Origin of the sequence: Nesterenkonia pannonica (genome assembly GCF_019575955.1) — a bacterium.
GTDB classification, from domain to species: domain Bacteria; phylum Actinomycetota; class Actinomycetes; order Actinomycetales; family Micrococcaceae; genus Nesterenkonia; species Nesterenkonia pannonica.
The window spans coordinates 1,148,445-1,173,337 of the sequence record NZ_CP080575.1 but is presented as its reverse complement, the minus strand read 5'-3'; the positions used below and the strand labels follow the sequence as shown (position 1 = coordinate 1,173,337).

Below are 24,893 nucleotides of genomic sequence, written 5' to 3'. Positions count from 1 at the left end.
ACGCAGAGACCCCGACGCTCACCTACCACGACTTCTCCGGGACCGAAGATGTCGTACGGAATCCCGAGCCGCCTCGTCGACCGAGCGCACGCGCCGGGCGGTGCTTCTCACCGGCCTCACGCTCTTTCTGCCGGGCGGAGCGCAGGTCACTGCAGGCTCGCGCACACTGGGCCGAGCCGCACTGGCGGTCACCATCGGCTGCTGGTTCACTGCGCTGCTGGGCGTGCTGCTGCTCCTGCTCCTGCGCGGCCCCCTCCTGAGCGCTCTGACCCAGCCGTTCGTGCTCTGGGCGGTCAGCATTCTGCTGGCCGGACTTGCTGCCGGGTGGTTGGTGCTCTGGCTGGACACGCTGCGGCTGATCCGTCTGGCAGGTATGGAGAGCAGGCCTCGGTGGATCGTCGGCATTGTGCTGCTGCTGCTGGCGGCCCTCACCTCCGGAGGCCTGGCCTACAGGGCCTCCATGGTGCACCAGGGGCGACTGGCCCTGGCAGGCATCTTCGACAGCGGCCCGGCGATGCCAGCAGAGGACGGACGCTACAACTTTCTGCTGATGGGCTCGGACGGAGATGAGGAGCGGGGCGATCAGCCGATACGCCCGGACTCCATCCATGTGGTCTCCGTCAATGAGGACTCAGGCGAGTCGATCCTCTTCTCCATCCCTCGCAACTTCCAGAACGCACAGTTCTCGGAGGACTCCCCGCTGAATGCGGTGTACCCCGAGGGATACAACTGCGGCAACGAATGCATCATCAACTTCCTCTACCCCGAGGTGCACAACGACCACCCGGAGCTCTATCCGGAGGCCGATGACCCGGGCGCCCAAGCCATGATGGACGCCGTATCCGGCACCCTGGGCCTCGGCGTGCACGGCTACGTGATGGTCGATATGGACGGCTTCGAGGAGCTGATCGATGCCATGGGCGGCATCACGATCGAATCCGGCGGATTCGTCCCCTACAGGGGCGAGCGCCCCGACGGCAGCTGGGGCGACGTGTGGTTCGAGCCGGGGACGCTCACCCTCGACGGCCAGGACTCCCTCTCCTATGCCAGATCGCGCGAGTTCAGCTCCGACTACAACCGCATCCAGCGCCAGCAGTGCATCCAGCAGGCCATGGTGGGCCAGTTCACGCCCCAAACACTGCTGACCCGGTTCACCGACATCATGCGGGTAAGCGACAGCATGATCCAGACCAACGTTCCCCAGTCGCAGCTCGGATCCTTCGTGGACCTCGCCGCCGACGCCCAGGAGCACACGCCGCAGCGTCTGACCCTGGGCGCTCCTGACTTCGGCAGCGCCGGCGACCTCTTCTCCACCTACCCTGACTTCGACGCCATCCACTCCCGCGTCGATGAGCTGATCGCCCAGGAGCAGGCCGATGCGGACGAAAGCGACGCGGAGGAGCCTGCGCAGGAGGACGAGGATCGGACCGAGCCGGAATCTCCCGAGGACGCGGCGGACCCGGAGGGCGAACCGCCCGGACCTACGCCCGAGCACGATGACCCGGCCGTGGCCGACGACGAGCCCGCCTCCGAGCCGGAGGAGACGGGCCTGCCGACCCAGCCGGACGGCTCGGAGCTGACCGCCGAATACCTCATGGACGCCCAGGACCGCGGCGAGACGATGATTCTCGAGCAGGCGGCCAGCAGCAACTACGAATGTGGTAAGTAGGCTGATCCGCAGGGTGAGCATCTACCACTCCCCGACAAACTCTTCCGGCGCGGGCAGATCGTCATATGACGAGATAAGGCTCACGTCCATCGGGACCATAGCCCTCAGACGCCATTGCTCGTCCGTGAAGGCCCAGATCCATAGGCCCGTCTCCGGCCCGATGCTCGTGAACGCAGTGGTGTCCTCCTCTCCGTCCCCATTGAGAACGTACGAGGAGACGTCGGCCCAGTACTTCTGGTACACGAGATCGTCAGCTTCGCGGTGCGTCTGCACCTGAACGAGCTGCACATCGTAGCCCTCGTAGAGGCCGCCGTCGGCATACAGGTCCTCGATGGCCTCCAGCTCATTCGTGCACTGCTCGCAGAGCTCATGGATGAGGGGGCAGGCCTTCTCGGTGTCGCCGGTGATGCGAGCCTGCGTCAGCGTCTCGAACCAGTGAAGGGCAGCCTCCGGCACGGCCTCGTCGGAGTTGATCGACCATTCGGCCGGAAGAGACACCGCATCTTCGTCGCTGCCTGAAGTGCTCCCCTCGTCATCATCCGGCTCCGGGTCCGTGCCCACATCCTCGGAGCCGTTGTCCTCCGGTGCCGCCGATGGGGACCCCTGCCCCTGGGGCGGGAGGTTGTCAGGAACGCCCGCCGACTCGTACGAGCACGCGGTGAGTCCATGCGGCGGCAATCAGGGAGATGGTGATCGCGCAGTGAGCGTGAGATCGCTGACGCATGAGAATTCCGTTCAGCAGAGGCCGTGAGCAGCGCTTCCCGGCCGCTCGCCTGGAGGAGCCTAGCGAGGATGAGTGAGGTGGGGAGCGCCTTGGGCCGCTCCTGTGGAAAACGCGCTCCGGACCCTCAGATCCGCATAGGATCGGAGCATGACGGCTATTCATCCTTCGATCCTGTCCGCGGACTTCGCCAACCTGGAGTCCGAGCTGGGGCGCATCCGCGGCGCCGACGCGGTGCATGTGGATGTCATGGACAACCACTTTGTGCCGAACCTGACGCTGGGCCTGCCCGTCGTTCAGGCCATTCGGAAGGTCACAGATCTGCCGCTCGACATCCACCTGATGATCGAGGACGCCGATGTGTGGGCTCCGCAGTATGCCGAGCTCGGCGCAGAGTCGGTCACCTTCCATGCCGAGGCGGCGAAGGCTCCGATCCGTCTGGCCCGGCAGCTGCGCTCACAGGGCTCCAAGTCAGCGATGGCTCTGCGCCCGGCCACGGCGGTGGAGCCCTACCTCGACATGCTCTCCGAGCTGGACATGCTGCTCCTGATGACCGTCGAACCGGGGTTCGGGGCCAGAAGTTCCTGGACATCATGCTCCCGAAGATCCGCCGCGCACGGCAGGCCGCTGATGACCTGGGCAGCCGCGTGGCGATCCAGATCGACGGCGGGGTCAGCTCCGAGACCATCGAACGGGCGGCGGAGGTAGCGCAGACACTTTGTGGTAAGCTCTGCCGTGTACTCCGCTGAGGACCCGGAGGAAGCCATCGCAGAGCTTCGCCGTCTCGCAGCGTCTGCGGCGGAGTCGTCCTAGCTGGACTCCGGCTCCCGGTCAGCACCGGGAATCTCACAGTCCGGGTCTGGGGAGCCCTCGTGCTCGTCCGCGCGCCCGACCTCGTGCGACTCTGCGGAGGCGACGGCGCCCAGGAGCGAGATCAGCGCCGCTTCGCCCTCAGGGCTGCTGCGAGCTGAGTCGAGGTTCTCGTCGGCCACGGCCAGAATCAGCTCCTGCCGCTGGACCCTGACGTGGCGGGGCGCGTCGATGCCGATCTTGATGCCGTCCCTGCGCACATCCAGGACTGTCACGGTGATCTCGTCCCCGATGACAACCTGCTCCCCACCTTCCGCGTCAGCACCAGCATGGAAATACCCTATCGGCGATGGCACCCGCTGCGCGTCCTGTGACGGCTTCAGCGATTCGAGGCTTCAGCACAGCGCTCACGGCTGATGCACCGGCAGGCCCAGTTGACGGCCCGTCTCGGGGTGAGGGTCTGCTCCGCGGCCAGCAGCACGACCCCGTCGACTGTACGGTGCTCAGCCAGCACGGCCAGCCAGACCCTGACATCATCCGGCTTGTGCCGAAGGTCCACGGCCGCCCACAGCTGATCGGCCTCCTCGATCACGGCAGCATCGGCACGGCTGGGCACTCCCTGCGAGGAAACTCAAGCTCGGTAAGCGCCATCACCGGCAGGTCGGCTGTGACGGCCTGAGCCCGAACCTGGCGCAGCTCACGCCGCTGAGCGTGCAGGGGCTGGCCGCGGAGCCGTGACGGATCCCAGACACGGGCGCTGCCCTCGGCATCGAGAGTCTGGAGCGCCGCCGCCGCGTCGCCGTGCATCCCCGCGACCACCACGAGCGCACCCGCGTCGCGGAGCACCTTCGGCGCCCGCGGGGACCGCCAGCGTCGGGACCGGGGTCCCGGCGGGCTCCTTCAAGGCTCTCCACAGATCATCCATCATGCGGCTGAAATGCTCGTCCGAGGCCTCCGCCGACTCCAGTCTGCCGCGCGCTCTGAGCCGCTGGGACGGCGTCTGCAGACCTGGGTCCCGGGCGGCGTCGACGGCCTCGGGCCGGATGAGCACGACGTCCGCAGCAGTGTCGGCGCTGCCCTGCGCCGACGGCTTCACGCTCTGCGGCGGGCCCTGCAGCTCGTTCGCCGCTTCGGGCGCCTGGGCAACCTCGACCTCAGCCTCGTAGTAGACGCGGCCCACCAGACGCCCCCAGCCGCCTGCACTGATTCGTGCTGATGAGACGATCCGCGCATCGGGCCCGTATTTGCGGATCGCCTCCGCGCCCAGCTGGGCGAGCGAGGGGCCCCTAAGACGGTATCTGCTCGGTTCCACGAATCACTCCCACCGTTTCGATGTCGGCCCCCACTGCCGAAGCCTCCTGATATGACAGCACGGGCAGCCCGCCTACCTGCGGTGAGACCAGTCTGCGCACCGAGGGACGCAGGGCAGGCGCGCAGACCAGCACCGCGGACTGCCCGCGAGCCTCGACCTGCGCCACCGTGTCCCTGACTGAGGTGTGCACCGCCTCGATCCGGGACGGATCGAGAACGATCTGGGTTCCGCCCTCCGCGGGCCGCAGGCCCTCGAGCATCGACTGCTCAAGCGTGGGATCCAGCATGATCACGCGCAGTCTGCCGCCCTCCGAATACCTGTCCCCGATCGCCGGGCCCAGGGCGGAGCGCGCCGCTTCGATGAGCTTCTCCGGCTCGGCGGAGGACTTCGCCTGCAGTGCCAGAGCCTCATAGATGCGCTGCAGATCGTTGATGCTCACCTGCTCCTCGAGCAGCCCCTGCAGGACCCTCTGGATCTCGGCCAGGGAAAGGGGCTGCGGGGTGAGCTCCTCCACTGCGGCAGGGTTGGTCTGCTTCAGGGCATCGGTGAGCACACGCACGTCCTCTCGGGTGAGCAGGCGCGAGGCGTGACGCTGGATCAGGGTGGACAGGTGTGTGACGACCACGGAGGTGCGGTCGATGGTCATCGCCCCGGTGCGCTCTGCGTTGTGGCGCAGCTCCGCGGGGACCCATTTGCCCTGCAGCCCGAAGACAGGCTCCATCAGCGACTCTCCGGGCAGGCTCTCCAGGTTGTCGCCCAGGGCGAGCACCTTGCCGCGGGGATGGTTCCCGCCCGGCCTCCACCCCGGCGAGCCGGACGGCGTAGCCCGACGGCGGGAGGTCCACCGAATCGCGGGTGCGGACCGGCGGCACCAGGATTCCCATCTCGAGCGCGAGGCGCCTGCGCAGCGCCTTCACGCGGGCCAGGAGGTCGTCTCCGCCTCCGCCGACGATGTCCACCGCATCGGGAGCCAGTTGGATCTCGAGGCTGTGGACCTTCATCTGCTCGATGAGATCCGCCGTGGTCTCCTCGGGCACCAGGGCTGCCTCATCGTCGGCGGCGCGTGCCGCGGCCGACGCCTCCTTCCGGTCCTGGCGGCGCATCCACCAAGCGGCTGCGATGAGGACCGCCCCCACGGCCATGAACGGCGCGGTAAGCATCCCTGCGATCAGCCCCATCACCATCGCTGCCACCCCCGCCACAAGCAGCGCAGCCTGTGACTGGGTCAGCTGCCGGTGGGCGGTGGACCCCAGGTCGCTCTCGGAGTTGGCACGGGTGACGATCATTCCCGTTGAGACAGCCATCAGCAGTGCGGGGATCTGCGTGGCGAGCCCGTCGCCCACTGTCAGCAGCGCATAGGTGTTCAGGGCGTCCGCGGCGGACATCTGGTTGACGATCATGCCGATGGCGATTCCGCCGACCAGGTTGATGAGGGTGATGACGATCCCGGCGATCGCGTCGCCCTTGACGAACTTCGATGAGCCGTCCATCGCTCCGTAGAAGTCCGCCTCGGCTGCGATCTCCTCACGGCGTCGGCGCGCTTCCTTGTCGGTGATCAGCCCGGCGTTGAGGTCGGCATCGATGGCCATCTGCTTGCCCGGCATGGCATCGAGGGTGAATCGCGCGCCGACCTCCGCCACACGCTCCGCACCCTTGGTCACCACGACGAACTGGATGACGATGAGGATCAGGAAGATGACGAATCCGACGATGAGACTGCCGCCCACGGTGATCTGCCCGAAGGCTCCGATGACCTCCCTGCGTACCCGTTGCCGAGCACCAGGCGCGTGGAGGCGACGTTGATGCCCAGGCGCAGCAGCGTCATCACCAGCAGCAGCGAGGGAAAGACGGAGAAGTCAAGCGGCTTCTTGGCGAACATGGTGGTCATCAGCACCAGGATGGCGCCGATGATGTTGATCACGATCAGCACGTCCAGGACGGGCGCCGGTATGGGGACGACGAGGAGCATGGCGATGAACACCACGCCCAGCGGGACAGCAAGCTTGGGGAAGGCGCTGAGCCTCACAGGGTTCCTCCTTGCGCGGGATCGGGGATGGTGTGCACTCCTGCGTGGGCGCCGCGGCGCTTCAGAGCCATGACGAACGCCAGCACGCGGGCCACCTGGGTGAAGTGCTCCACCGGCACCTCCTGCCCGAGTAGGCATTCGGCGTGCAGCGCACGGGCCAGGGGCACATCCCTGACGATGGGAACCCCGCGCTCGACCGCCTCCTCTCGGATGCGGGCCGCGAGGAGGTCCGCGCCCTTGGCCACGACCTTGGGGCGGCCTCCCCCTCCCTGTACTGCAGCGCGACCGTCACATGGGTCGGGTTTGCCAGCACCACGTCCGCGTCCGCGACGGCAGCAATCATGCGGTTGCGGCTGAGGTCCATCTGGCGGGAGCGCCTCTGCTGCTTGATCAAAGGGTCCCCGTCCGTCTTCTTGGTCTCATCCTTGACCTCCTGGCGGGTCATCATGGTGTGCTTGCGGTTGCGCTTCTGCACCACGACGATGTCGATGACCGCCAGTCCCACGCAACCAGGATGGAGGCTCCCAGCAGCATGGTGACGCCCGCGGCGGCGGATGCCAGCAGAGAGTCCAGAGACATGGAGTAGGCGGTCAGCAGCTCGGGGACGAGCGTCTGCACCACCGCGTAGATCATCAGTCCCACGGCTGCTGTCTTCAGCAGAGCCTTCACGCCCTGCCACACAGCCTGCATGCCGAAGACGCGCTTGAGCCCATTGACCGGCTGAAGGTGCTCCCCTTCAGGGCGAACTTCTTGAAGCGGACTCCGCCCTGCAGGGCCGCGGCGGCGAAGACCCCCACGAGAGTGGCCAGCATCAGGGGCCACAGGACCAGCAGCACCGACCGCAGCGCCTCGCCCAGAAGGGTCAGGGCGATCTCCGGCTCGGGGCTGCGCGTGATCTGCACGACCGTTCCCAGCTGAACCTGGTAGGCTTCCCACGCGGCCATCAGCACCAGCGGCATGGTCGCTGCTGCCGCACCGATGCCCACCCACGCCGTCAGGTCCTGGGAGCGCGACAGGCGTCCCTTCTCCCGGTTCTCCTTCTGGCGCTTCGGAGTGGCCTTCTCTGTGCGCTCCCCTGCCTACTCGCTCATCAGATCACTCCTCGGAACAGGTCGATGCCCTGAGTCACCAGGCTGTTGACGGCTGCGGGGAGGACGACGAAGACGGTGCCCGCCAGCGCGATGGTGATGAAGATCTTCAGCGGGAAGCCGATCGTCAGCACATTGAGCGCCGGTGCCACACGGGTCAGCAGGCCCAGGTAGGCATCGGCCAGGAACAGGACCAGCAGCAGAGGACCGGCGATCTCCAGGGCGGAGAGGAACATCTGCCCCACCCCGACGGCGAGGCTCTGCCCCAGCCCGGAGGAGCTCACAGCCGCTCCCAGCGGCAGGGCGTCGAAGGACCTGAAGATCCCGGCCATGATCATCATGTACGCCTCCGAGGAGACCATCAGCGCCAGGGCTGCGATGTAGAAGAGCTGCTGGAACTGAGCGCCGTTGACTCCCGTAGCCGGGTCGAACATCATGCCCAGCGAGAAGCCGCCCATGAGGTCGATGAAGCCGCCGGCAGTCTGCACCGCGGCGAACATCAGGAAGACCAGAAAGCCCAGCGCTGCTCCCGAGATGATCTCCTGGACGATGGCTGCCGCGTACTGCCACGTCTGCATCGGCACGTAGTCGTCGATCGCACGGGGCGTGACCGCCAGGGCCAGCGTGGCCCCATTGCCCCGCGCACGCGCATGGGGATGCTGCCGTGGCTGAAGGGCGGTGCGATCACGATGAACGCGGTGATCCGCACCGCGACCAGCAGGGCGGCCTCCAGCCACTGCAGGGGCAGTTCGATCTCCATGGCAGGCCTCCGGGTCTCTCAGCTCGACAGCAGCGAGGGCAGCCGGTCGAAGAGCAGGTGCGTGAACTCGATGAGCTCGGTGATCATCCAGTGCCCGGAGACCAGCAGGGCGACGCCGACGGCCAGAGCCTTTGGAACAAACGTGAGTGACCTCCTGGATCTGGGTCATCGACTGGAAGAGACTGATGGCGAAGCCGACCAGCAGCGACGTCAGCAGCACCGGCGCCGCCACGGTGGCCGCTGTGAGCAGCCCGGCCAAGCCGATGTCGAGCACTGCGTTGGTATCCATGCGGGCTCCTAGGTGTAGCTTCCGACGAGGGCGGTCACGATCAGTCCCCATCCGTCCACCAGGACGAACAGCAGGATCTTGAAGGGCAGCGAGATCATCACCGGGGAAGCATCATCATGCCCATCGACATCAGGGCGGAGGCGACGACGAGGTCGATGATGAGGAATGGGATGAAGATGACGAACCCGATGATGAAGGCCGCCCGGAGCTCGGAGAGCATGAAGGCGGGGACCAGAGTCGTCAGCGGCACGGCCTCCGGGCTGGTGGGATTGTCGATGTCCGCGGCCCGGTGCATCAGCGCGATGTCCTCCTCGCGGGTGAACGCGACCATGAATCCGCGCAGCGGTTCGGCGCCGGCGTCGAGCGCCTCCTGGAAGTCGATGGATCCGTCCGTGTAGGGCCCGATCGCCACCTCATTGATCTCCGTCAGCACCGGCGCCATGATGAACATGGACAGGAACAGCGCAAGCCCGGCGAGCACCTGGTTCGGCGGGATCATAGGCGTCGAGAGCGCGTTGCGGGTGAGAGCCAGGACCACAAAGATCTTGGTGAAGCTGCTCATCATCAGCAGCAGTGCCGGTGCCACGGAGAGCAGCGTGACAGCGATGAGCAGCAGCACTGCGGAGTTCGGCTCACCGTCAGGTCCGTTGACCTCGATGGAGACGCCCAGGGAATCCCATGCAGCAGGTTCGCCACGCTGACAGTCAGCCCGGGAGCGCTCAACGGCTCCGCACCCGTCGCAGGGCCTCAGCCGCCTGGCGCCACGTGCTGGGAGCGAAGACGCTTCCGTGCAGCCGCGACGCTCCAGGCTCCGGGGCTGGGCCGAGCTGATGGTGGTGGGGTGAGATCGAGCACGGTGTGCGGGTTGGCCCGGGCGAGCTCCGCCTGGAAGTCGACGGCGCTGGGCGGCGGAGCCGTGTGGTCACCTGGGTCCGCAGCCTCGGGCTCGGGCGCAGCGGTGCTCTCCGAATCGGCCGCGTAGCTGTCCAGCAGGCTCACCGACTGCTCGGAGACTCCCAGCACATACCGGGTTCCTCCGACATCGACGACCGCAACGGCGGCTTTGGCTGCCAGGCCCTGTCGGTCCACCACGGCGATCAGCCGCCGGGATCCTGCCCCGCGTCCGCTGCGGTAGTACCGTCGCCCGACGAACCAGATCAGGGCGAGGACAGCGCCGAGCGCAACGGTGACGCGCAGGAACAGGAAAAGCTCGTCCACCTCAGGCTGAGCCCTCCGCGGCATCGAGGATCCGTGTGATCCGCACCCCGTAGTCCTGGTCCATCACGACGACCTCGCCCTGTGCGATGAGGCGTCCGTTGAGCCGCACGTCTGCCGGGGCACCGGCGTTGCGGTCCAGTTCGATGACCGCCCCCGGCTCGAGGTCCAGCACGTCGCGCACCGAGACCCGGGTCCGGCCGATCTCCACCGTCAGCCCCATGTGCACGTTGTGCAGACGGGACAGCCGCGAGGTCACATCGCCGACGCTGCCGACATCGGCCCCAGCCACCCAACAGAGGAAGGCTGCGCTCGCCGCCGCCTAGCCCGCTCGCTGTCTCTGACCCGCACCGCGTACCAGCCGACCGCCCGGCTGCCGTCCTGAAGCACGAAGAGCTCAGCGGACTCGTCCTCCAGCAGAGTGCGTGCAGCGGAGGGTCAGCGGCTGAGAGGACTCCGGTGCCCAGCACGGCGGCGGCTGCTTCGAATGCCGGACGCAGGACGTCGTCGAGGGAGACGAGCTGAGGGTCCAGCTGCTCGGAGCCGCCGATGGCTGCCGGGTCCAGGTGGATTGCGAGATCGGCCGACGCGGCCCCCACCAGGGTGGTGACGGCCACCGACCCTGCACCGGTGAGCTCGGCGGCGCTGCGGGAGTAAGCCGCCGCTCCGCGCTCACGCCGGAGCGTGTGGGCAGAGCCTGGGCGACGGCCGAGGCGGTGTCGTTCAGGAGGTCGAACTTGGTCATGCGGGGTCAGCTTTCTTCTCGGGATGCCACGACGGCCGCGATGCGGCCCGACTGCTTTCCAGCTGCGGCGGTTCCGACGCGCTGGCCGTCGGCGGTCAGGTGCAGAGGCCGGTGGGCGGCATGCGTCAGTCGGAGGACGTCGCCCTCCACCAGGTTCAGGATCTGCTCGGAGGTCACCGGCGTCTCGGTCAGGGCCAGTGCGAGGTCCATGGGCACATGCACGAGGTGACCGCCCATGCGCCCCCTGACCTGCTCCTCAGGCTCGACCTCCGACTCGTCGCAGAGCTGAGGCAGGACCGCCTCGGCGGGCAGCGCCAGCGAGGCCTGGACCGACTGGTCACCGACCTGCACGGTGAATCCTGCGGTCACCATGAGCTCCGACTTCGCCGCGGCCTGCGCGAACTGTGCGTTGTAGTGCACGGTCTCCACGGTGATCTGCCCCTGCAGCAGTCCGCCGAGGAGTAGTGCAGATCCTCCAGCGTCTCGGAGACCAGGGTGCTGATGAGCGTGTGCTCGATGCGCGTGAACTTGCGCTCCTCGGCGCGGTAGGCCCTGGGCGAGCCGAGGATGTGGGAGACCCAGTTCAGCGCCCCGGCCGCAGGGAACTGGACCACGGCGCTCGCGTCGGAGCGCTCGACGCCGCAGAGGACCATCGCCGTGGTCGGCGGCAGAGAGGCCACATAGTCGTCGTAGGTCTTCATCTCCACCCCGTGATGGGTCACAGATGAGAGGACGCGCACGCGAGCGGTGAGCTGGGTTCCCCATTGGCGCGCGAACGTCTCGAAGGCAAGCTCAAGGGTCCTGGAGTGCTCGCGGGTCAGCGTCGTGGGTCGACGAAAGTCGTATAGAGCCGGAGGGCGGTAGGCCTGCACCTCCTCGGGACTGCGCACAGCGCCGGTCTTCTCACTGAGCGGAGAGTTCACACGGGCTACCATCGGCGGCGGACTTCGCCCCGTTAGCGGAGCGGCCGATCAGTTGGACGCCTCGAGCAGAGACCCCAGGTCCAGCTCCTCCCCGGCCTGGGCGGCGTCGCGGATCTGCGGCAGCAGCTCGCGCACACGGTCCGGCTGGTCGGAGAGGATGCTGACGTCGACGCGGCGGTTGCGCCACAGGTCGTCGCTGATGGGGTGCTCATGTCCGTAGCCCACAGAGACGATGCGGGTGGGGTTGACCTCTCCCTCCTCCACCAGCTCCCGCAGGGCCGAGGTCGCCCGGGCGGAGGACAGCTCCCAGTTGGTCGCGTAGGTGTGCAGCGGCTGGCGCTGATCGGCATGGCCGCCCACCTCGAAGAACCTCTCGGTGGGGGCGATGACCGGGGCGATGATGCCCATGATCTCGGCTCCGTCTGCGCTGAGCTTCGACTCGTAGGGATCGAAGAAGGTCTCGGCGCCGATGAGATGCACGTGCAGGCCCTGCTCATCCAGGGTGAACTCCACGCTCTCCTCGTGGTAGGCGTCGAGCAGTCGGCTGCGCAGCTGCCTCTTGAGCTCCATGAGATCGTCGTACTCCTGCTGCGCAAGCATGAGGTCGTCCTCGAACTCGTCAGAGTCCTCGATGTCGTCGAAGATGGTCGTGTCGTGATCGTAAGCGAGCTCCTCCGAGATGAGAAGCCCGGAGTCCTCCACCAGGTCGGACTCCTCGCGTCCGAATCCTGTGGCCAAGGACAGGCGCAGGGCTTCGTACCGCTCCTCGTCCACGGTCGACATGGCATAGAGGACGATGAACAGGCACATCAGCACCGTGACGACATCCATGTACGATGCCATCCAGCGGTCCGGGTTGTCCCGCACCTCCTCAGCCCTGCGACGTGTGCGCGTCCGCTTGGGGCTTCCGCTGCGGATCGCGCTTCCCTCCCCGCCATCAGGCAGGCTCTCCCTCCGCGGGCGCACGCTCAGCCCGTTTGGGCGCCAGTTCGCTGCTGGGCACCAAAGACCTCAGCCGCTCCTCCAGCAGCAGCGGCTGGCTGCCCTCCTGGATCGCCAGCAGACCCTCCATCGTCACGTTCATCTCCTGGACCTCCAGTTCGGAGAGCCGCCCAGGCGGGCCCCGATGGGAAGCCACATCAGGTTCGAGGACACCAGCCCCACAGCGTCGCCACGAAGGCCGCGGCGATCATCGAGCCCAGCTGCTCAGGCTCTGAGAGATTCTCCAGGGCTTGGGTGAGGGCGACGACGGTGCCGATCACGCCGATCGTCGGGGCGTAGGCGCCCATAGTGGTGTAGAACTTCGCAAGCACCTTGTCCTCTGCGGCTTTGGTGTCGATGTCGTCCTCGAGCTGCTGGCGCAGCGCCTCGCCGTCGACGCCGTCGGCCAAAGACTGCAGCCCCGCCGAGAAGAAGCGGTCCTCCTCCTCCTGGGCGTAGGGCTCCAGAGCCAGGAACCCTTCGCTGCGGGCTACGCCTGCCAGCTCCACCAGAGCGTCGATCCGACTGGCCACCGACGGCTTGCGGCCCAGCAGGGCCTTCGGGATACCTCGGGCGCACATGCCCAGGTCCTTCATGGTGCCGGAGGCGACGGCCACGGCGATGGTCGCGCCGAACACGAAGATCATCGGCGAGGGCAGCAGGATGGAGAACGGGCTGGCGCCCTCGAGCATAAGCATCGCGAACATCGCGGCGAAGGCGATGATGATGCCGATGATGGTCGCCGGATCCATCAGGCGGCCCCTTCGGAACCTGCACCGGCGGAGACGGCTGCGGCCGCGGCGACCACTGCGGCACGGTGCTCGACGACGAGCCGGATCACGTCCTTCATGGATTCGGTCACCACGTACCGCTCGCCATTGACCATCAGCAGCACCGTGTCGGGGTGCTCCTCAATGCGCTCTACCAGGTCCGGGTTCACCGCAAATCTGCTGCGGTTGAGCCGAGTCACAACGATCATGGTGAGGCCCCCTTTCAGGTGCCACTGTCGGCGCGCACCATGCCTGCGGTTAGCGCCGCACCGCTGGGGTCATCGTTTGATGTTCGCCAGCTCCTGCAGCACCTCGTCCGAGGTGGTGATGATGCGCGCGTTCGCCTGGAAGCCGCGCTGGGCGACGATCAGGTTGGTGAACTCCTGCGAGAGGTCCACATTGGACATCTCCAGCGCACCTCCCACCAGGCTGCCGACCCCGCCGGTGCCGGGGCTGCGAAGTTGACTCCGCCGGAGTTCGCGGTCAGGGCGTAGCCGGAGTTTCCGACCTTCTGCAGCCCCTCGGGTTGTCCACCTGGCCCAGGACGATCTGGGCGATGTCGATGGAGGCGCCGTTGGAGAAACGTCCCGTGAGCGTGCCGTCGGGACCCATCGTGTAGGACTGCAGCACTCCGGCGGCGGAGCCGTTCTGCGAGGAGATCGAGGCGCTGTCGACGCCGGCGAAGGTGGTCACGGCAGTGAGATCCACGGCCACGCCGCCCACAGTGAGTCCGCCGTCGAGGGTGCCTGCAGCGTTCGCTCCGCCGAGCGATCCCGCCACGTCCCAGCCGCCTGCGGTGCGGGTGAAGGTCAGCGAGAGGTTCTGGCTGGTGCCGTCGTCGGTGAAGACCTCACGGTCCAGGGTGCGGGTCTCGCCCACAGCGGCATCGGAGGGAGGTTGCCCTGGACCTGGGCGACGGTGGTCGCCGTTCCGCCCACCGCCATGTTCGGCGGCAGGACGATGTCCTGCAGTGCACCTCCGGCAGGCAGCTGGCCGTTCTCTGCCATTCGCCCCTGCACGATCCCTCCGTCGGGGCTGGTGAGGCGGCCCTGGTTGTCGAAGCTGAAGGAGCCGGAGCGGGTGAGGATCTGTTCGCCGCCCTTGTTGAGCACGAAGAAGCCGTCGCCGGAGATCATCATGTCGGTGGCGACATCGGTCCGCTGCGCCGCCCCTTGGGTGAAGTTCGTATTGGTGCTTAAGCCACCTGGACCCCCAGGCCGATCTGCGCGGGGTTCTGTCCGCCCACCTGGGCGCCGCCTCCTGCCGCGCCCTGGGTGATCTGGCTGAGGGTGTCCTGGAACTGGGTGGACTGAGCCTTGTAGCCGGTGGTGTTGACGTTGGAGATGTTGTTGCCGGTCACGTCGAGCATGGCCTGGTGGGAGCGGAGTCCGGAGATGCCGGAGTTCATGGAGCGGAGCATGGGTGCAGCCTTTCGAGGGAATGGATGTCAGAGGTGTGGGCGGAGGAGGGCATCAGCGTCAGGTCCGGTCCTCCTCAGCAGGAGGTGCGGCGACTGCTGCGATGGTGGAATAGGCAACGGCGCGGCGTCGACGGCGACCATCGGCTCCACTCCGTCGAACGAGATGCCGGTGACGACGCCGGTGATCGGCTCCTCGCCGTCGGGCCCGTCGGCGGTGGTCACGACCTGGCCCAGCAGCGATGAGGCCGCGGCCCGCTGATCCATGGACAGCAGCTGGTGCTGAACCTCGGCCATGCCGCTCATGGTGGTGCCCATCTGGGTCAGCTGCTCCATGGAGGCCAGCTGCGTGGTCTGCGCGATCATGTCGTTGGTGTCCATCGGAGAGGAAGGGTCCTGGTTGGCCAGCTGGGTGACGAGCAGATGCATGAACACCTCGCCGTCCATCTGCTGCTTCAGCTCGCGAGGCGGCGCTGCGGAGCCGCGCCCGGCCCGCATGGCATCGTCGATCAGCGCAGGGTCGATGCCCGGTGAGGCTGGCGGAGCAATGGCATCCGGCATGTTCTCTCCTTCTCTCAGGCCAGCAGATCCAGGCTGCCGGGGATGTAGTGGGTTCGGATGTCGGGCAGTGGAGGCTCGCCCTGCTCCGCGTCGGCCGCCGCAGCGGGTCCGGCCTGGGGCGTGTCCGCCTCGGCGGAGGCGCCGTCGCGGGCGTGCTCGCCGAACTGCTGACGGCTCTGCTGCTGGGCGTCCAGCAGCTGCTGATCGGCCGCGCGGGAGTGCTGCCCCAGGTGCGTCGAGGGCTGAGAGGCCGGGGCCTCCTGGTCCGAGACGCTCACCTGAGAGGTGCCTGTGCTCACTCCTAGGCCTGCCAGATCTCGGCGCAGATCGGCCACGATGCCGCGCAGCGCTTCTCGGCCCTGCTCCTGGGAGGAGAACAGCTCGATCCTCATCCCCTCGGGCGTCATATGCGCCCTCACGGTGACCGGACCGAGGCTCTCAGGGGCCACCGTGATCGTCAGGACCTGCTCACCGCCGCCTGCGGCGACGATTGCGGGTGACGGCTGGGTGACGGGAGTGCTGAGCTGGGCATTGAGCGGCTGGGCCACGGTCGGCGCCGCCCCGCTCGCCGACGGGTAGGCGGCTGAGTGCACGACCGTGGTCTGAATAGCTGTGGCCTGAACTGCAGTGCTCTGCCCTGGTGCGGCGCCGCTCTGCGGCGGGAGGAGGCCGAGGCATCCGCTCCCCTGGGGCTGGGCTGCGGAACGGCGTCATGCTCCTGAGCAGGGACCGTGCTGGGCAGCGTCTCAGCCGTCACATCCGGCGTCTCAGAGCTCTCATGGGGCGTGGCAGCCATCACCTCGGATGCATCGATCGCGCCTTCATCCGTAGCCTGAGCTTCAGTGTCAGCGCCTGACTGCTCGCCTTCACCGCCCTGGGCGTCTCCTGCCGGTGGGTCAGGCAGAGCGAGGCCCTGGGTGTCGACGTAGGGATCGCGCGTCGGCGGCCCGTCTGAGGAAGCCGCAGTGTCGGGGAGAGCCGGCGTGCGCGACGTGGTGTGAGTCTCCTCTGGGCTCTCCGGCGTCTCATCACGGTGCGCAGGATGCAGGAGCTCCGCACTGGGAGGAGCCTCGGCCCGCTTCTCTGCTGAGTCCGGCACCTGAAGCCGCTCATCGCCCTCGGGGTGCTGCGCCGGGACCTGCGCCCCATCCGCATCAGAGTAGGCATCCTGCCGAGGAGCCTCTCCGGCTATGTCGGATATGCGCGAAGTGTCTGCGGGCGAGAGGTCTGTGGGCGGCTCCCCGCGGGGCGTCTATGCGGTCCGCGGACGGCGCCTTCTCCAAGGTCGAGGGAGGGCTCTCACCTCCGCCGGGTCGGAGGAGACGAAGAGCGCCCTCTCTGAGCTCGCAAGCACATCGTCCGCTGTCTGCTGGGCGCCTAAGCCTCGGCTTCAGACTCTGAGGATGGGTCGTGGCGCTGGGCGATGGGAGCCTCCTCAGCGTCGGCTGCACCGTCCTGAGCCGCGGCACCCAGCAGGTGGGAGAAGGAGGCATCAGCATCCGTCGTCCTGTGGGCTGACGCTGCGGAGGGCGTGGGAGCGGTCAGCGATCGGGCGGCGAGCAGGGCGATGAGAGCGGTCATGTCCGTGCTCCTGCCAAGCGAGCCTCGAAAGCGCCGCGGTCGGCTGAGGCCGTCTGGGCCGCAGGCGATGCTGACGTCTCCTGCGGGAGTCCACCATCCGTCGGATGGTCATGATGGTGCCGCTGACCGGCTCGGTGACTACGCTGCGGCCCGGACGGGGGCATGGGTCCACTCACCGCTGCTTAAGCATAGATGCCGATGTGGCCTCCGCCACGAGTGACGATGAGGTCTCCCGGCTTCGCCTGATCGAGGGAGGGCACTTCCTTGCCCGCGCGTGCCTGCGCGGCAGCGACCCGCGGGACGCTGATGCCGAACTCCGCCATCACATTCTTCACCAGCCCTGAGCAGTCAAGCCTCTGCTCGGGTCCGTTCCTCCCCACAGGTACGGAACTCCGTGATGCTTCTGAGCGGCTGCCACGATGTCTCGTCCGCTGCCCCCGCCGGATGAGGCACTGCCTGCGGGGGTAACCGGCGAGGCAGAGGATGCTGGGGATGCGCCGGGGACCGAAGAGGACGCATCCCGCGGCGCTGCGGAGCGCGGACCCGCGGCGAGCTCCTCGGCGTAGCTGAGCACGCGCATCAGCGCTTCGAAGTCCGAGGCCGGGCCGCTCAGCGGCTGGGGCCCTCGCAGCGCGGTGCCGGGCTCCGCGCTGACGGCGCGGGTCTCCGGCGCCGCGAGCGCCGGAGCTCCCCGGCACGCGGCACGTTCTGGGCCGCACCCGGAGGAGGAGCTTGGGGGCTGTATGCGCCGATGGCAGATTCGATCTGACCAATCCGACCCATTGCTGAGGAGAACGTCATCGGGGTCCCTCCTCACGGAGGCTGCGCCGCTGCCCAGCCTCGTCGAGAGCCGCCTGCTCTGCAGCGAGGCGCTCATGCGCAAGCCGCTGGTCATGACGAGCCTGCAGCTTCTCCACCACCTTCACGTCCTGGCGGGCGCTCCGGTAGTCCCATTCCGCCTGCTCCTGATCCGAGGAGGCCTGCTCCGCATAGGCCCGGAGCTCATCGAGCATGCTTCGGGAGGAGGATCGAGCGGCGGCGACGGCCAGGAGCGACTCGGGCGGCCCTTGGGGCGCCTCGCTCTGCGCCGCCTGAACGCGGAACTTCTCCAGGCGCTGATTGGCCCGCTGAGTCTTCTCATGGGCGGTGAACAGCCTCCCGGCCGCGTCGGCCTCGCGGAGGCTGCGCAGACGCAGCAGGCCTGCGAGTGAGAAAGCGGCTGCCATCAGATGCGGTCCTTCCATCGGCCGACCAGCTCAAGCAGCCGCGCCCAGGAGTCGGCCGCCGAGGCCGTCTCCTCGAGGCTCTGCTGCAGAAACTGCTCTACGGCGTCGCTGTGCTCCAGGGCGATGTCCACCAACGGCTGGGCGCCGCGCTGGTACGCCCCACATCGACCAGGTCCTGGGCGCCCCGCCTCGCCGCCATCACCCGGCGCAGGTCTGCGGCCGCGCTGCGGTGCTCGGATGTGGTGACGCGTGACGCCAGCCGGGAGACGGACTCAAGCACATTGACAGGCGGGTAGTGCCCCTGCACCGCCAAACGTCGGTCCAGCACCAGGTGCCCGTCGAGGAACGAGCGGGCCGCGTCGGCCACGGGCTCATTGTGGTCGTCGCCGTCGACGAGGACCGTATAGATCCCGGTGATTGATCCTGCCTCGTCCATGCCGGCGCGCTCGACGAGCCGCGCCAGCAGCGAAAAGGTGCTCGGCGGGTAGCCCCGTGTGGCGGGCGGCTCCCCACCGACAGTCCGATCTCCCGCTGGGCCATCGCGACCCGCGACAGCGAATCCATCATGAGCAGCACATCCATGCCCGCATCGCGGAAGGACTCTGCGATGCGTGTGGCTGCGAATGCTGCGCGCACGCGCATCTGGGACGGCTCGTCCGAGGTGGCCACCACCACCACGGAGCGGGCCAGACCCTCCGGGCCGAGATCGTCCTCGATGAACTCGCGCACCTCGCGCCCTCGCTCGCCGATCAGTGCGATCACGTTGATCCGAGCCTCTGTGCCGCGCGCCGCCATGGACAGCAGAGAGGACTTTCCGACGCCGGAGTAGGCGAAGAGCCCAACGCGTTGACCCCGTCCCACCGAGGTCATCGTGTCCACGCTGCGGATTCCCAGCTGAAGCTGCTCATGGATGCGACGGCGACGCATCGGGGAGGGCGGGGCCTGATCCAGTGCGACAAGATGGTGCGGCCCCAAGGGTCGCGCCGAGACCCCGAGGCCCTCAGCGTCGAGCGGGCGACCCAGCCCGTCGATGACCCTGCCGATGAGCCCTTCGCCGACCGGCACCAGGGACGGGCCCTCGGAGAGTGGACCTCATCCCCACAGCCACCCCGTGGAGGCCGGAGAGCGGCATGCAGCGCAGGCGGTCGCCTTCGGCGGCCACCACTTCTGCGGGTGTCCTGGCCGTGCCGATCTCGACGACCGCGCCCACCGGTACGGAGAATGCGCTGCTGAGCGCTTCGGCGCCCTCGGCCGAGAAGCCGTCGGAGGGGCGGCCCTGCCTCAGGCCTCCCACCTCGACTCCGAGTCCGACGATCCTCGTCACTTCGTAAGCGGCCGTCGGCTGGGCGGCGCGCAGCATGGCGGGCAGCGCAGCCGGAACGTGCACCTCGGCGGGTGCGGCGGTCACGCGGCGGCCTCCGACGCCGGGGAGGGGGCTCCGGCACGATCGATCGCCTCTCGGCACCGCGCCACAGCGGTGGTCAGGCGCGCATCGAGGAACCCTTCCCGGAGGTCCGCGACCGCGCTTCCTTCAGGCATGGAAGCATCGGAGATGACGCGCACCCCGGCCTGCTCGGCTTTGTCTGCGATGAGGCTCGCCGCGTGCGGGCTCATGCGCACCGCGCGCACCGACTCGGGCTCCGCGTCTCTGAGCACACGGAGAAGTGCGGCCTGAGCTGAGTGCGGACCGTCCTTCAGCTCAGCCCCGAGGAGCGCCTCGGCGAGCTGCAGGGCTGCCGCTGCCAGTGAGCGGTCGAGCGTGTGCACCGATTCGAGCGCCCGGTGCGCGAACGCGTCAGCCGCCCGGGCGAGCGCATCCAGCGCCTCCGCCTGCTCTGCATGGGCCTGCTCGCGCTGTGCACGGAGCTTCTGGTCGTGCTCGGCCCGCTGGGCCTGCGTCTGCTCGGCGGCGGCGCGCATTCCGGCACCGTAGCCTGCGGCGTAGCCCTGTGTGCGCGCCTGCGCGCGGTCGGTCTCGACGGAGGGGGCTGCGCTGGCGCCTGCGGCGGAGAGGGTGGCGAAGCTCAGCGGAACGATGCTGCTCTGCTCAGAGGACAAGAGCGTCCTCCTCTTCGACACGCTGGACAGTGATGATGCCTTCGTTCTCCAGTTCGCGGATCTGCCGCACCACGTCCGCGCGCGCCTCCTCCACCTGCGACATGCGCACCGCCCCGAGTGAGCTGACCTCGGCGTCGAGAATCTCCTTGGTCCGCTCGGAGATGTTCGCCCGAATCACCTGCTCGACGTTCTCAGGGGCACCCTTGAGGGCCAGTGCGAGCACGGTGGGATCAATGCCTCGCATGATCTGCTGGACGTCGCGGCGGTCGAAGCGCACCAGGTCGGCGAAGGTGAGCATACGAGCGCGCACCTCTTCGGCGAGGTGCGCATCGCGCTCAGCGAGCTCCTCCAGCAGCTCCTTCTCCACGTTGACCGACGAACGGTTGATGATGTCGACCAGCGGCTGCACTCCGCCCACCGCCGCAGGGGCTCTGCCGGGGCTGCAGAGGCACCCATCTGGGACTTCAGAGCATCGGAGACGACTCGGACGGCGTCCGGCGAGGGCGGCCCCATCGTGGCCAAGCAGGTGGCCACGTCTGTGCGCCGTGCGGCGTCGACGCCGGAGAGGACCACCGAGGCCACGTCGGGCTTGAGGTGGGCCAGCACCAGCGCCACGGTCTGCGGCAGCTCCTCGTCCAGGAGGACGGCGATCTGCTGAGGGTCGGCGGACTCGAGGAAGTCGAAGGACTTTCCTGCCATGGAGGATGCCAGGCGTCCCATGACCACGTCGGCCCGCTCTGAGCCGAAGGTGTCCTGCAGCAGCGCGGCAGCGAAGTCCTTGCCTCCTCGTGCGGCGGGAACAGCCGCGCGGATCGCTCCGTGCACCTCGGCCAGGACCTTCTCGATGGTGTGCCGGTCCACTCGCCGCAGCCGCACGATCTCAGCGATGACCTCATCGGATTCGAGCTCGCTGAAGTGCCGCAGGACCTCGGATGCCTGCTGACGGTCCATCTGCATCAGCACCAGCGCGACCTTCTGGGTGCCGGTGAGAGCGACGGCGACCTCACTCATACTTTGGACGCCTCCTCGTCCATCAGGGCTCGGAGATGCTCGGCCATCCGCTCAGGGTCCTGGGCTGCCAGTGCGTTGAGCTCAGCCCGTCGCTGAACAGACTCCTCGCCGTCTGCCCCGAATGCCGCACCGCCGCCGTCGGCCGCGTCGGGCTGGGCCACCGGCAGCACCGCCGTCTCGGCATCGGGAGGAAGCAGCGTGGCAGGCCGCTGACCTGCCCCCACAGCGGCTGCCTCCGCAGCTTGGCCCGCCCCAGCGCCTCGTAGGGGTATGACTCGCCGAGGTCTTCGAGCTCCTCCGTCTGCTGCTTCCTGCGCCTGCGGAGGATGAGCAGGGCGGCCAGCAGCAGAAGCAGCAGGGCACCGGCGATGACGGCGCTGGTGAGAATCTGCTGGAACTGCTCACGCTGCGCTTCTGCGGCGGCCTCGGCCTCCGCCTCGGCGAGCGCCTCCGCGGCGGCGTCGGCGTCGGCGGTGGAGAAGGGCACGATCGAGACGTTGAGCGCGTCGCCGCGCTCTTCGTTGAGCCCCACGGCATCGGTGACCATGGCCGTGAGGACGGGCATGTCCAGTCCGGCGGCGGCGTTCTCGTCCACTGCGACGGAGATCGACTGGCTGTTCAGCGCTCCGGGCGGAACCGTCGTGGTCTCGGTGACTTTGCTGATGGCGTTCTCCAGCTCTTCGGTCTCCGCTGTGTAGGTGCCCTCGCCGTCGCCGCCTCCGGGCACCGCAATGTTGTCCGGGCCGAGCACTCCTGCGGCGCCGCCTCCGGTTCCCGTGTAGTTCTCCGTGGAGGAGGATTCGCGCAGCGCAGGGGCGTCCTCGGCGGCGTCGAACGTCTCCTCGAGGCGTTCGGCCGATTCAGGGTTCACATCGGCGGTGACCACCACCGTGGAGCCGCCTCGTCCGACGACGCTGTCCAGCATGGTCTGCACCGAGGCGGTGACCCGCTCCTCATACTCCAGGGCTGCGCCGCTGCTGCCGCCTACCCGCCCCTCCCCGACGGCCGAGCACGCCTCCGTCCCCGTCCACGACGGCGACGTTCTCGGGGCGGAGACCATCGACGGCTCCGGAGACCAGCTGGACCACTGACTGCACCTGGCTGTCTGTGATGGTGGTGCCCGGTGCCGCATTGACGAAGATGGAGGCAGTCGCGTCCTCCTGGGCGTCGGAGAAGACGGTCTCCTCGGGGATGGAGAGCGCGACCTTGGCGAACTGGACCACGCTGAAGGCCTCGATGGTGCTCGCCAGCTCGCCCTCGACGGCTCGGGTGTAGGTGACCGACTGCTGGAAGTCGGAGGAGGTGACGCCCATGTCGTCCAGCAGCCCGTATCCGCCTCCCGATGAGGCGGGGAGTCCCGCTGAGGCGGCCTGGATGCGTGCTTCGTAGACCTGCTCCTCCGGGACGAGGACCGTGGATCCGCCGGATGCCAGTTCGTAGGGCACCCCGTCGGCCCGGAGCTGCTCGACGATCTCGGCGGAGTCCTCGTAAGCCAGGCCGGTGAACGCCGGTGCCATGCTGGGCTGGGACATGACGTAGTAGAGGGCGTACCCGCCCAGGGCGAGCATGGCCGCTGCCAGGATGGCCAGGGTCTTGTGGGCAGCGGTCCAGCCTGAGAGGTAGCCCCGTAGGGTGTCCATGGGGCTTCTTCTCTCACCGGAGTCTGGGGCGTGGGTTGGTGATGTCATGGATCAGGCCTGCATCCGCATGATCTCGTTGAACGCCTCGACTCCGCGGTTGCGCAGAGCGGAGATGGTCTCGAAGCCCAAGGATGCCCGCTGCTGGGCCAGGGTGGCCTGGTGGAGGTCGTCGAGGTTTCCGGTCACGCCGTCCACAGCCAGCTGGCGAGCGCTAAGCCTCCATGCCGGAGACGCCGTCGACCGCGCCGCCCAGGATTGACGCGAACGACGAGCCTGCTGGCTGAGCCTCCGCGGTGGGGCTCAGCGATGCGGCACGCTCAAGCTGAGGATTCTGCTGCACATATCCGGTCGCGGCGGTGGGCGCGGCGGAGAGGATCGCTTCGGTCACTTCGGAGCTCCGATCTGGATGGCCGCCCGGTAGATGTCGATGGCTCGGTCCACCACGGCGGTGTTCATCTGATAACCGCGCTGGGCCATGACGAGGCTGCCCATCTGGTCCGAGAGCGTGATGTCGGGGTAGCGGACGTATCCCTCCTCATCGGCCAAGGGATGGTCGGGCTCGTGCACCACGCGGCCTTCCGCGTCGCCCCATTCGCTGCCGACGGCAGAGACGCCCTGGTTGTCCGCGTTGGCGACGGCGGTGACGTATCGGGCCTGGAAGGCCGCGTCCTCGGTGGAGGTCACCGTATTCACGTTGGCGAGGTTGTCCGAGACGGCGTCCAACCATTGCGGTGGGTGCTCAGTGAGGTCCCGGCTATTCCGATGGCATCCATGGGCATGGTCAGGCGCTCCTGAGGGCGGTGCGAACGTTGGTGAACTGGGACGTCAGCGACTGGGCGGCGAACTGGTAGCGCAGGACCGTGTCGGCGTTGGAGAGCGTCTCGGTGTCTGTGTTGACGTTGTTGCCGTTCAGGCGCGTGGGCTCCAGCGAACGGGCAGCCGAAGCTTCCGCCGCCCCGTCTCCTCGGCGGACCGAATCCGCAAGTGCGGATTCGAACTGAACGCGACGGGCGTGAAAGTTGGGCGTGCTGATGTTGGCGAGGTTGTCCGCGATGGCGTTCTGCCGTGCGGCAAGGCCGTCAAGAGCGCTGGTCAGCGCGCGGGACGTCACGGAATCGAACATTGCTCCCCGGGGATGCATGTGCGGACAGCGCACGAACGTGCGGCGTATCCACCTGTGGACGGCCAATCCATGGCCGGTTCGCTGGGAGCAATCCGTGCTCGTCCCCACTGTCGGCAGTTCGAGCAGGCGCGTTAGCCCCGTGGAGGATCTTCTTTCTCAGGCGGGGCGATCGACTCAGCCGCTGGTGTCCAAGTAGCGGGCCTGGTCAGTCTCATCCGGATGCGTCGGTGCCCGCCGCAGTGAGGTGATGCTCCTGCCGATCTCAGCCTGCGCGGCCCGCGCCTGCTGAGAGGCGCGCTCCAGGGCCAGCGACGCATCAAGGGCCCGCTCGGCGAACTCGGGGGAAGCGCGGCGCTCGGCTGCGCGGGCGGTTCGAGTGAAGAGGCGTCGAGCGCATCACGGTCGAAGGTCGGGTTCAGGACGTGCTGGGCCCACGTCTCAACCCGGCGCAGGTACTCCTCCCACTGAGCCTGGGAGGCGCGCCGCTCAGGCGACACCGAGGAGCCCGCTCTGCGGGGCGGAGTCTCCGTCCTGCTGGGCGAGGGCCTCGTGCCACGTCTGCCGCAGGGGTTCGAGAAGGTCGCGGGCCTGGCGGGTCAGGGCGGGGCTGCGCCGGAGATTCGCGGTGATGAGCAGCTCGGTGCAGAAGATGTAGATGCTCTGCAGCTGCGCAGCTGCAGACCACGCCTTCACGTCGAGGGTGGCGAGCAGCTCGCTGAGGATCTGCTGCGCGTGGAGGAGCTGCTCCTGGGCCCGCACCCACTCCTGCTGGTGCTGGGCCTCTTCGGCACGGTCCAGGTCGAGGATCAGCCGGTCATAGAGCATCGTCAGCAGCTTGCCGGGACTGGCGGAGAGCACGGCTTCGCGCTGCATCCGGGCTCGCATCTGCTCGGGACTGCCGGTGAGGGCTCCGAATCGGTTCATCGTCTTCTCCTGTGAGCGGCGGTGCTGGGACGGGGTCAGGCGG

The 24,893-nt window shown here is 68.0% G+C and carries 25 protein-coding genes and 13 pseudogenes; 3 read left to right on the top strand and 35 right to left on the bottom strand.

Annotated features, from left to right (window positions below):
• Window positions 1-100 precede the first annotated feature (100 nt).
• Window positions 101-1,669 carry an LCP family protein gene (locus K0H76_RS08565; RefSeq protein WP_258935138.1) on the top strand — a complete coding sequence of 523 codons (1,569 nt, stop codon included), beginning with the start codon at window positions 101-103 and terminating at the stop codon, window positions 1,667-1,669.
• 21 nt (window positions 1,670-1,690) lie between these two features.
• On the opposite strand, the gene K0H76_RS08560 is transcribed toward K0H76_RS08565, so the two are convergent.
• Entirely contained in the window at window positions 1,691-2,347 is a 657-nt protein-coding gene (locus tag K0H76_RS08560) for a DUF6318 family protein (RefSeq protein ID WP_258935137.1), read from the bottom strand.
• Window positions 2,348-2,540: 193 nt separating this feature from the next.
• Here K0H76_RS08560 and rpe point away from each other — a divergent pair.
• Window positions 2,541-3,203, top strand: a pseudogene (gene rpe / locus K0H76_RS08555) (ribulose-phosphate 3-epimerase).
• A gap of 188 nt (window positions 3,204-3,391) precedes the next feature.
• Here the strand turns inward: rpe and K0H76_RS08550 are convergent.
• The 3 genes and pseudogenes from K0H76_RS08550 to K0H76_RS08540 all read right to left on the bottom strand — a co-directional run.
• Window positions 3,392-3,531 (bottom strand): annotated as a pseudogene (locus K0H76_RS08550) (carbon storage regulator); the annotation flags it as partial.
• Window positions 3,532-3,579: 48 nt separating this feature from the next.
• Window positions 3,580-3,792, bottom strand: coding sequence for a hypothetical protein (locus K0H76_RS08545; RefSeq protein WP_258935136.1), 213 nt, complete (start codon window positions 3,790-3,792; stop codon window positions 3,580-3,582).
• Window positions 3,789-4,046, bottom strand: a complete 258-nt coding sequence (locus K0H76_RS08540) for a hypothetical protein (protein WP_258935135.1) — start codon at window positions 4,044-4,046, stop codon at window positions 3,789-3,791. The genes K0H76_RS08545 and K0H76_RS08540 overlap by 4 nt, the downstream gene beginning before the upstream one ends.
• 91 nt (window positions 4,047-4,137) lie before the next feature.
• On the opposite strand from K0H76_RS08540, the gene K0H76_RS08535 reads away from it, so the two are divergent.
• A complete protein-coding gene (locus K0H76_RS08535; RefSeq protein WP_258935134.1) occupies window positions 4,138-4,416 on the top strand; it encodes a hypothetical protein in 279 nt (92 codons plus the stop codon).
• Between the two features lie 70 nt (window positions 4,417-4,486).
• Here K0H76_RS08535 and K0H76_RS08530 read toward each other — a convergent pair.
• The 31 genes and pseudogenes from K0H76_RS08530 to K0H76_RS08380 all read right to left on the bottom strand — a co-directional run bounded on the left by K0H76_RS08530 (window position 4,487) and on the right by K0H76_RS08380 (window position 24,850).
• Window positions 4,487-6,481, bottom strand: a pseudogene (locus K0H76_RS08530) (flagellar biosynthesis protein FlhA).
• Window positions 6,482-6,534: 53 nt separating this feature from the next.
• Window positions 6,535-6,983 (bottom strand): annotated as a pseudogene (locus tag K0H76_RS08525) (EscU/YscU/HrcU family type III secretion system export apparatus switch protein).
• Window positions 6,983-7,554: pseudogene (locus K0H76_RS08520) on the bottom strand (EscU/YscU/HrcU family type III secretion system export apparatus switch protein). Before K0H76_RS08520 ends, K0H76_RS08525 begins: the two co-directional pseudogenes overlap by 1 nt.
• A 74-nt stretch (window positions 7,555-7,628) precedes the next feature.
• Window positions 7,629-8,386: pseudogene (locus K0H76_RS08515) on the bottom strand (flagellar biosynthetic protein FliR).
• Window positions 8,387-8,404: 18 nt separating this feature from the next.
• Window positions 8,405-8,675, bottom strand: a pseudogene (locus tag K0H76_RS08510) (flagellar biosynthetic protein FliQ).
• A gap of 8 nt (window positions 8,676-8,683) precedes the next feature.
• Window positions 8,684-9,345 (bottom strand): annotated as a pseudogene (gene fliP / locus K0H76_RS08505) (flagellar type III secretion system pore protein FliP).
• 77 nt (window positions 9,346-9,422) lie between these two features.
• A complete protein-coding gene (locus K0H76_RS08500) occupies window positions 9,423-9,893 on the bottom strand; it encodes a flagellar biosynthetic protein FliO (protein WP_258935133.1) in 471 nt (156 codons plus the stop codon).
• A gap of 1 nt (window position 9,894) precedes the next feature.
• Complete coding sequence (fliN, locus tag K0H76_RS08495; protein WP_258935132.1) at window positions 9,895-10,182, bottom strand: flagellar motor switch protein FliN; 288 nt, start codon at window positions 10,180-10,182, stop codon at window positions 9,895-9,897.
• A 105-nt stretch (window positions 10,183-10,287) separates the two neighbouring features.
• Window positions 10,288-10,635, bottom strand: coding sequence for a hypothetical protein (locus K0H76_RS08490; protein WP_258935131.1), 348 nt, complete (start codon window positions 10,633-10,635; stop codon window positions 10,288-10,290).
• A gap of 6 nt (window positions 10,636-10,641) precedes the next feature.
• On the bottom strand, window positions 10,642-11,055 hold the full coding sequence (locus tag K0H76_RS08485; protein WP_258935130.1) for a FliM/FliN family flagellar motor switch protein: 414 nt from the start codon (window positions 11,053-11,055) through the stop codon (window positions 10,642-10,644).
• The gene (locus K0H76_RS08480) at window positions 11,001-11,570 is read right to left on the bottom strand and encodes a hypothetical protein (RefSeq protein ID WP_258935129.1); all 570 of its coding nucleotides are present in this window, start codon (window positions 11,568-11,570) and stop codon (window positions 11,001-11,003) included. Before K0H76_RS08480 ends, K0H76_RS08485 begins: the two co-directional genes overlap by 55 nt.
• Window positions 11,571-11,606: 36 nt before the next feature.
• Entirely contained in the window at window positions 11,607-12,425 is an 819-nt protein-coding gene (locus K0H76_RS08475; RefSeq protein ID WP_258935128.1) for a flagellar motor protein MotB, read from the bottom strand.
• Window positions 12,426-12,495: 70 nt separating this feature from the next.
• Window positions 12,496-13,291 (bottom strand): annotated as a pseudogene (locus tag K0H76_RS08470) (MotA/TolQ/ExbB proton channel family protein).
• A complete protein-coding gene (locus K0H76_RS08465) occupies window positions 13,291-13,518 on the bottom strand; it encodes a flagellar FlbD family protein (RefSeq protein ID WP_258935127.1) in 228 nt (75 codons plus the stop codon). The pseudogene K0H76_RS08470 and the gene K0H76_RS08465 overlap by 1 nt, the downstream one beginning before the upstream one ends.
• Before the next feature lie 69 nt (window positions 13,519-13,587).
• Window positions 13,588-14,729, bottom strand: a pseudogene (locus K0H76_RS08460) (flagellar hook protein FlgE).
• Between the two features lie 27 nt (window positions 14,730-14,756).
• On the bottom strand, window positions 14,757-15,287 hold the full coding sequence (locus tag K0H76_RS08455) for a flagellar hook capping protein (RefSeq protein ID WP_258935126.1): 531 nt from the start codon (window positions 15,285-15,287) through the stop codon (window positions 14,757-14,759).
• A gap of 14 nt (window positions 15,288-15,301) precedes the next feature.
• Window positions 15,302-15,880, bottom strand: coding sequence for a flagellar hook-length control protein FliK (locus K0H76_RS08450; RefSeq protein ID WP_258935125.1), 579 nt, complete (start codon window positions 15,878-15,880; stop codon window positions 15,302-15,304).
• A 784-nt stretch (window positions 15,881-16,664) separates the two neighbouring features.
• On the bottom strand, window positions 16,665-16,868 hold the full coding sequence (locus K0H76_RS08445; protein WP_258935124.1) for a hypothetical protein: 204 nt from the start codon (window positions 16,866-16,868) through the stop codon (window positions 16,665-16,667).
• A 182-nt stretch (window positions 16,869-17,050) separates the two neighbouring features.
• Window positions 17,051-17,191, bottom strand: a complete 141-nt coding sequence (locus tag K0H76_RS08440; protein WP_258935123.1) for a C40 family peptidase — start codon at window positions 17,189-17,191, stop codon at window positions 17,051-17,053.
• Between the two features lie 474 nt (window positions 17,192-17,665).
• A complete protein-coding gene (locus tag K0H76_RS08435) occupies window positions 17,666-18,094 on the bottom strand; it encodes a flagellar FliJ family protein (RefSeq protein WP_258935122.1) in 429 nt (142 codons plus the stop codon).
• A pseudogene (locus tag K0H76_RS08430) lies at window positions 18,094-19,454 on the bottom strand (FliI/YscN family ATPase). Before K0H76_RS08430 ends, K0H76_RS08435 begins: the two are co-directional and overlap by 1 nt.
• 44 nt (window positions 19,455-19,498) lie before the next feature.
• The gene (locus K0H76_RS08425; protein WP_258935121.1) at window positions 19,499-20,152 is read right to left on the bottom strand and encodes a FliH/SctL family protein; all 654 of its coding nucleotides are present in this window, start codon (window positions 20,150-20,152) and stop codon (window positions 19,499-19,501) included.
• Window positions 20,142-20,450, bottom strand: a complete 309-nt coding sequence (locus K0H76_RS08420; protein ID WP_258935120.1) for a hypothetical protein — start codon at window positions 20,448-20,450, stop codon at window positions 20,142-20,144. The genes K0H76_RS08425 and K0H76_RS08420 overlap by 11 nt, the downstream gene beginning before the upstream one ends.
• A 209-nt stretch (window positions 20,451-20,659) precedes the next feature.
• Window positions 20,660-21,103 (bottom strand): annotated as a pseudogene (locus tag K0H76_RS08415) (flagellar motor switch protein FliG); the annotation flags it as partial.
• Window positions 21,104-21,185: 82 nt separating this feature from the next.
• Window positions 21,186-22,223 (bottom strand): hypothetical protein, encoded by a 1,038-nt coding sequence (locus K0H76_RS08410; RefSeq protein ID WP_258935119.1) that lies wholly within the window; start codon window positions 22,221-22,223, stop codon window positions 21,186-21,188.
• Window positions 22,117-22,803: a flagellar basal-body MS-ring/collar protein FliF gene (gene fliF / locus K0H76_RS08405; protein ID WP_258935118.1), complete on the bottom strand. Its 687-nt coding sequence runs from the start codon at window positions 22,801-22,803 to the stop codon at window positions 22,117-22,119. Before fliF ends, K0H76_RS08410 begins: the two co-directional genes overlap by 107 nt.
• Before the next feature lie 51 nt (window positions 22,804-22,854).
• Complete coding sequence (locus K0H76_RS08400) at window positions 22,855-22,989, bottom strand: flagellar hook-basal body complex protein FliE (protein WP_258935117.1); 135 nt, start codon at window positions 22,987-22,989, stop codon at window positions 22,855-22,857.
• 25 nt (window positions 22,990-23,014) lie between these two features.
• Window positions 23,015-23,191, bottom strand: coding sequence for a hypothetical protein (locus tag K0H76_RS08395; protein ID WP_258935116.1), 177 nt, complete (start codon window positions 23,189-23,191; stop codon window positions 23,015-23,017).
• Window positions 23,188-23,582: pseudogene (locus tag K0H76_RS08390) on the bottom strand (flagellar basal-body rod protein FlgC). The gene K0H76_RS08395 and the pseudogene K0H76_RS08390 overlap by 4 nt, the downstream one beginning before the upstream one ends.
• 2 nt (window positions 23,583-23,584) lie before the next feature.
• On the bottom strand, window positions 23,585-23,926 hold the full coding sequence (gene flgB, locus K0H76_RS08385) for a flagellar basal body rod protein FlgB (RefSeq protein ID WP_146339139.1): 342 nt from the start codon (window positions 23,924-23,926) through the stop codon (window positions 23,585-23,587).
• A gap of 486 nt (window positions 23,927-24,412) precedes the next feature.
• Entirely contained in the window at window positions 24,413-24,850 is a 438-nt protein-coding gene (locus K0H76_RS08380; RefSeq protein WP_258935115.1) for a flagellar protein FliS, read from the bottom strand.
• Window positions 24,851-24,893: the final 43 nt, after the last annotated feature.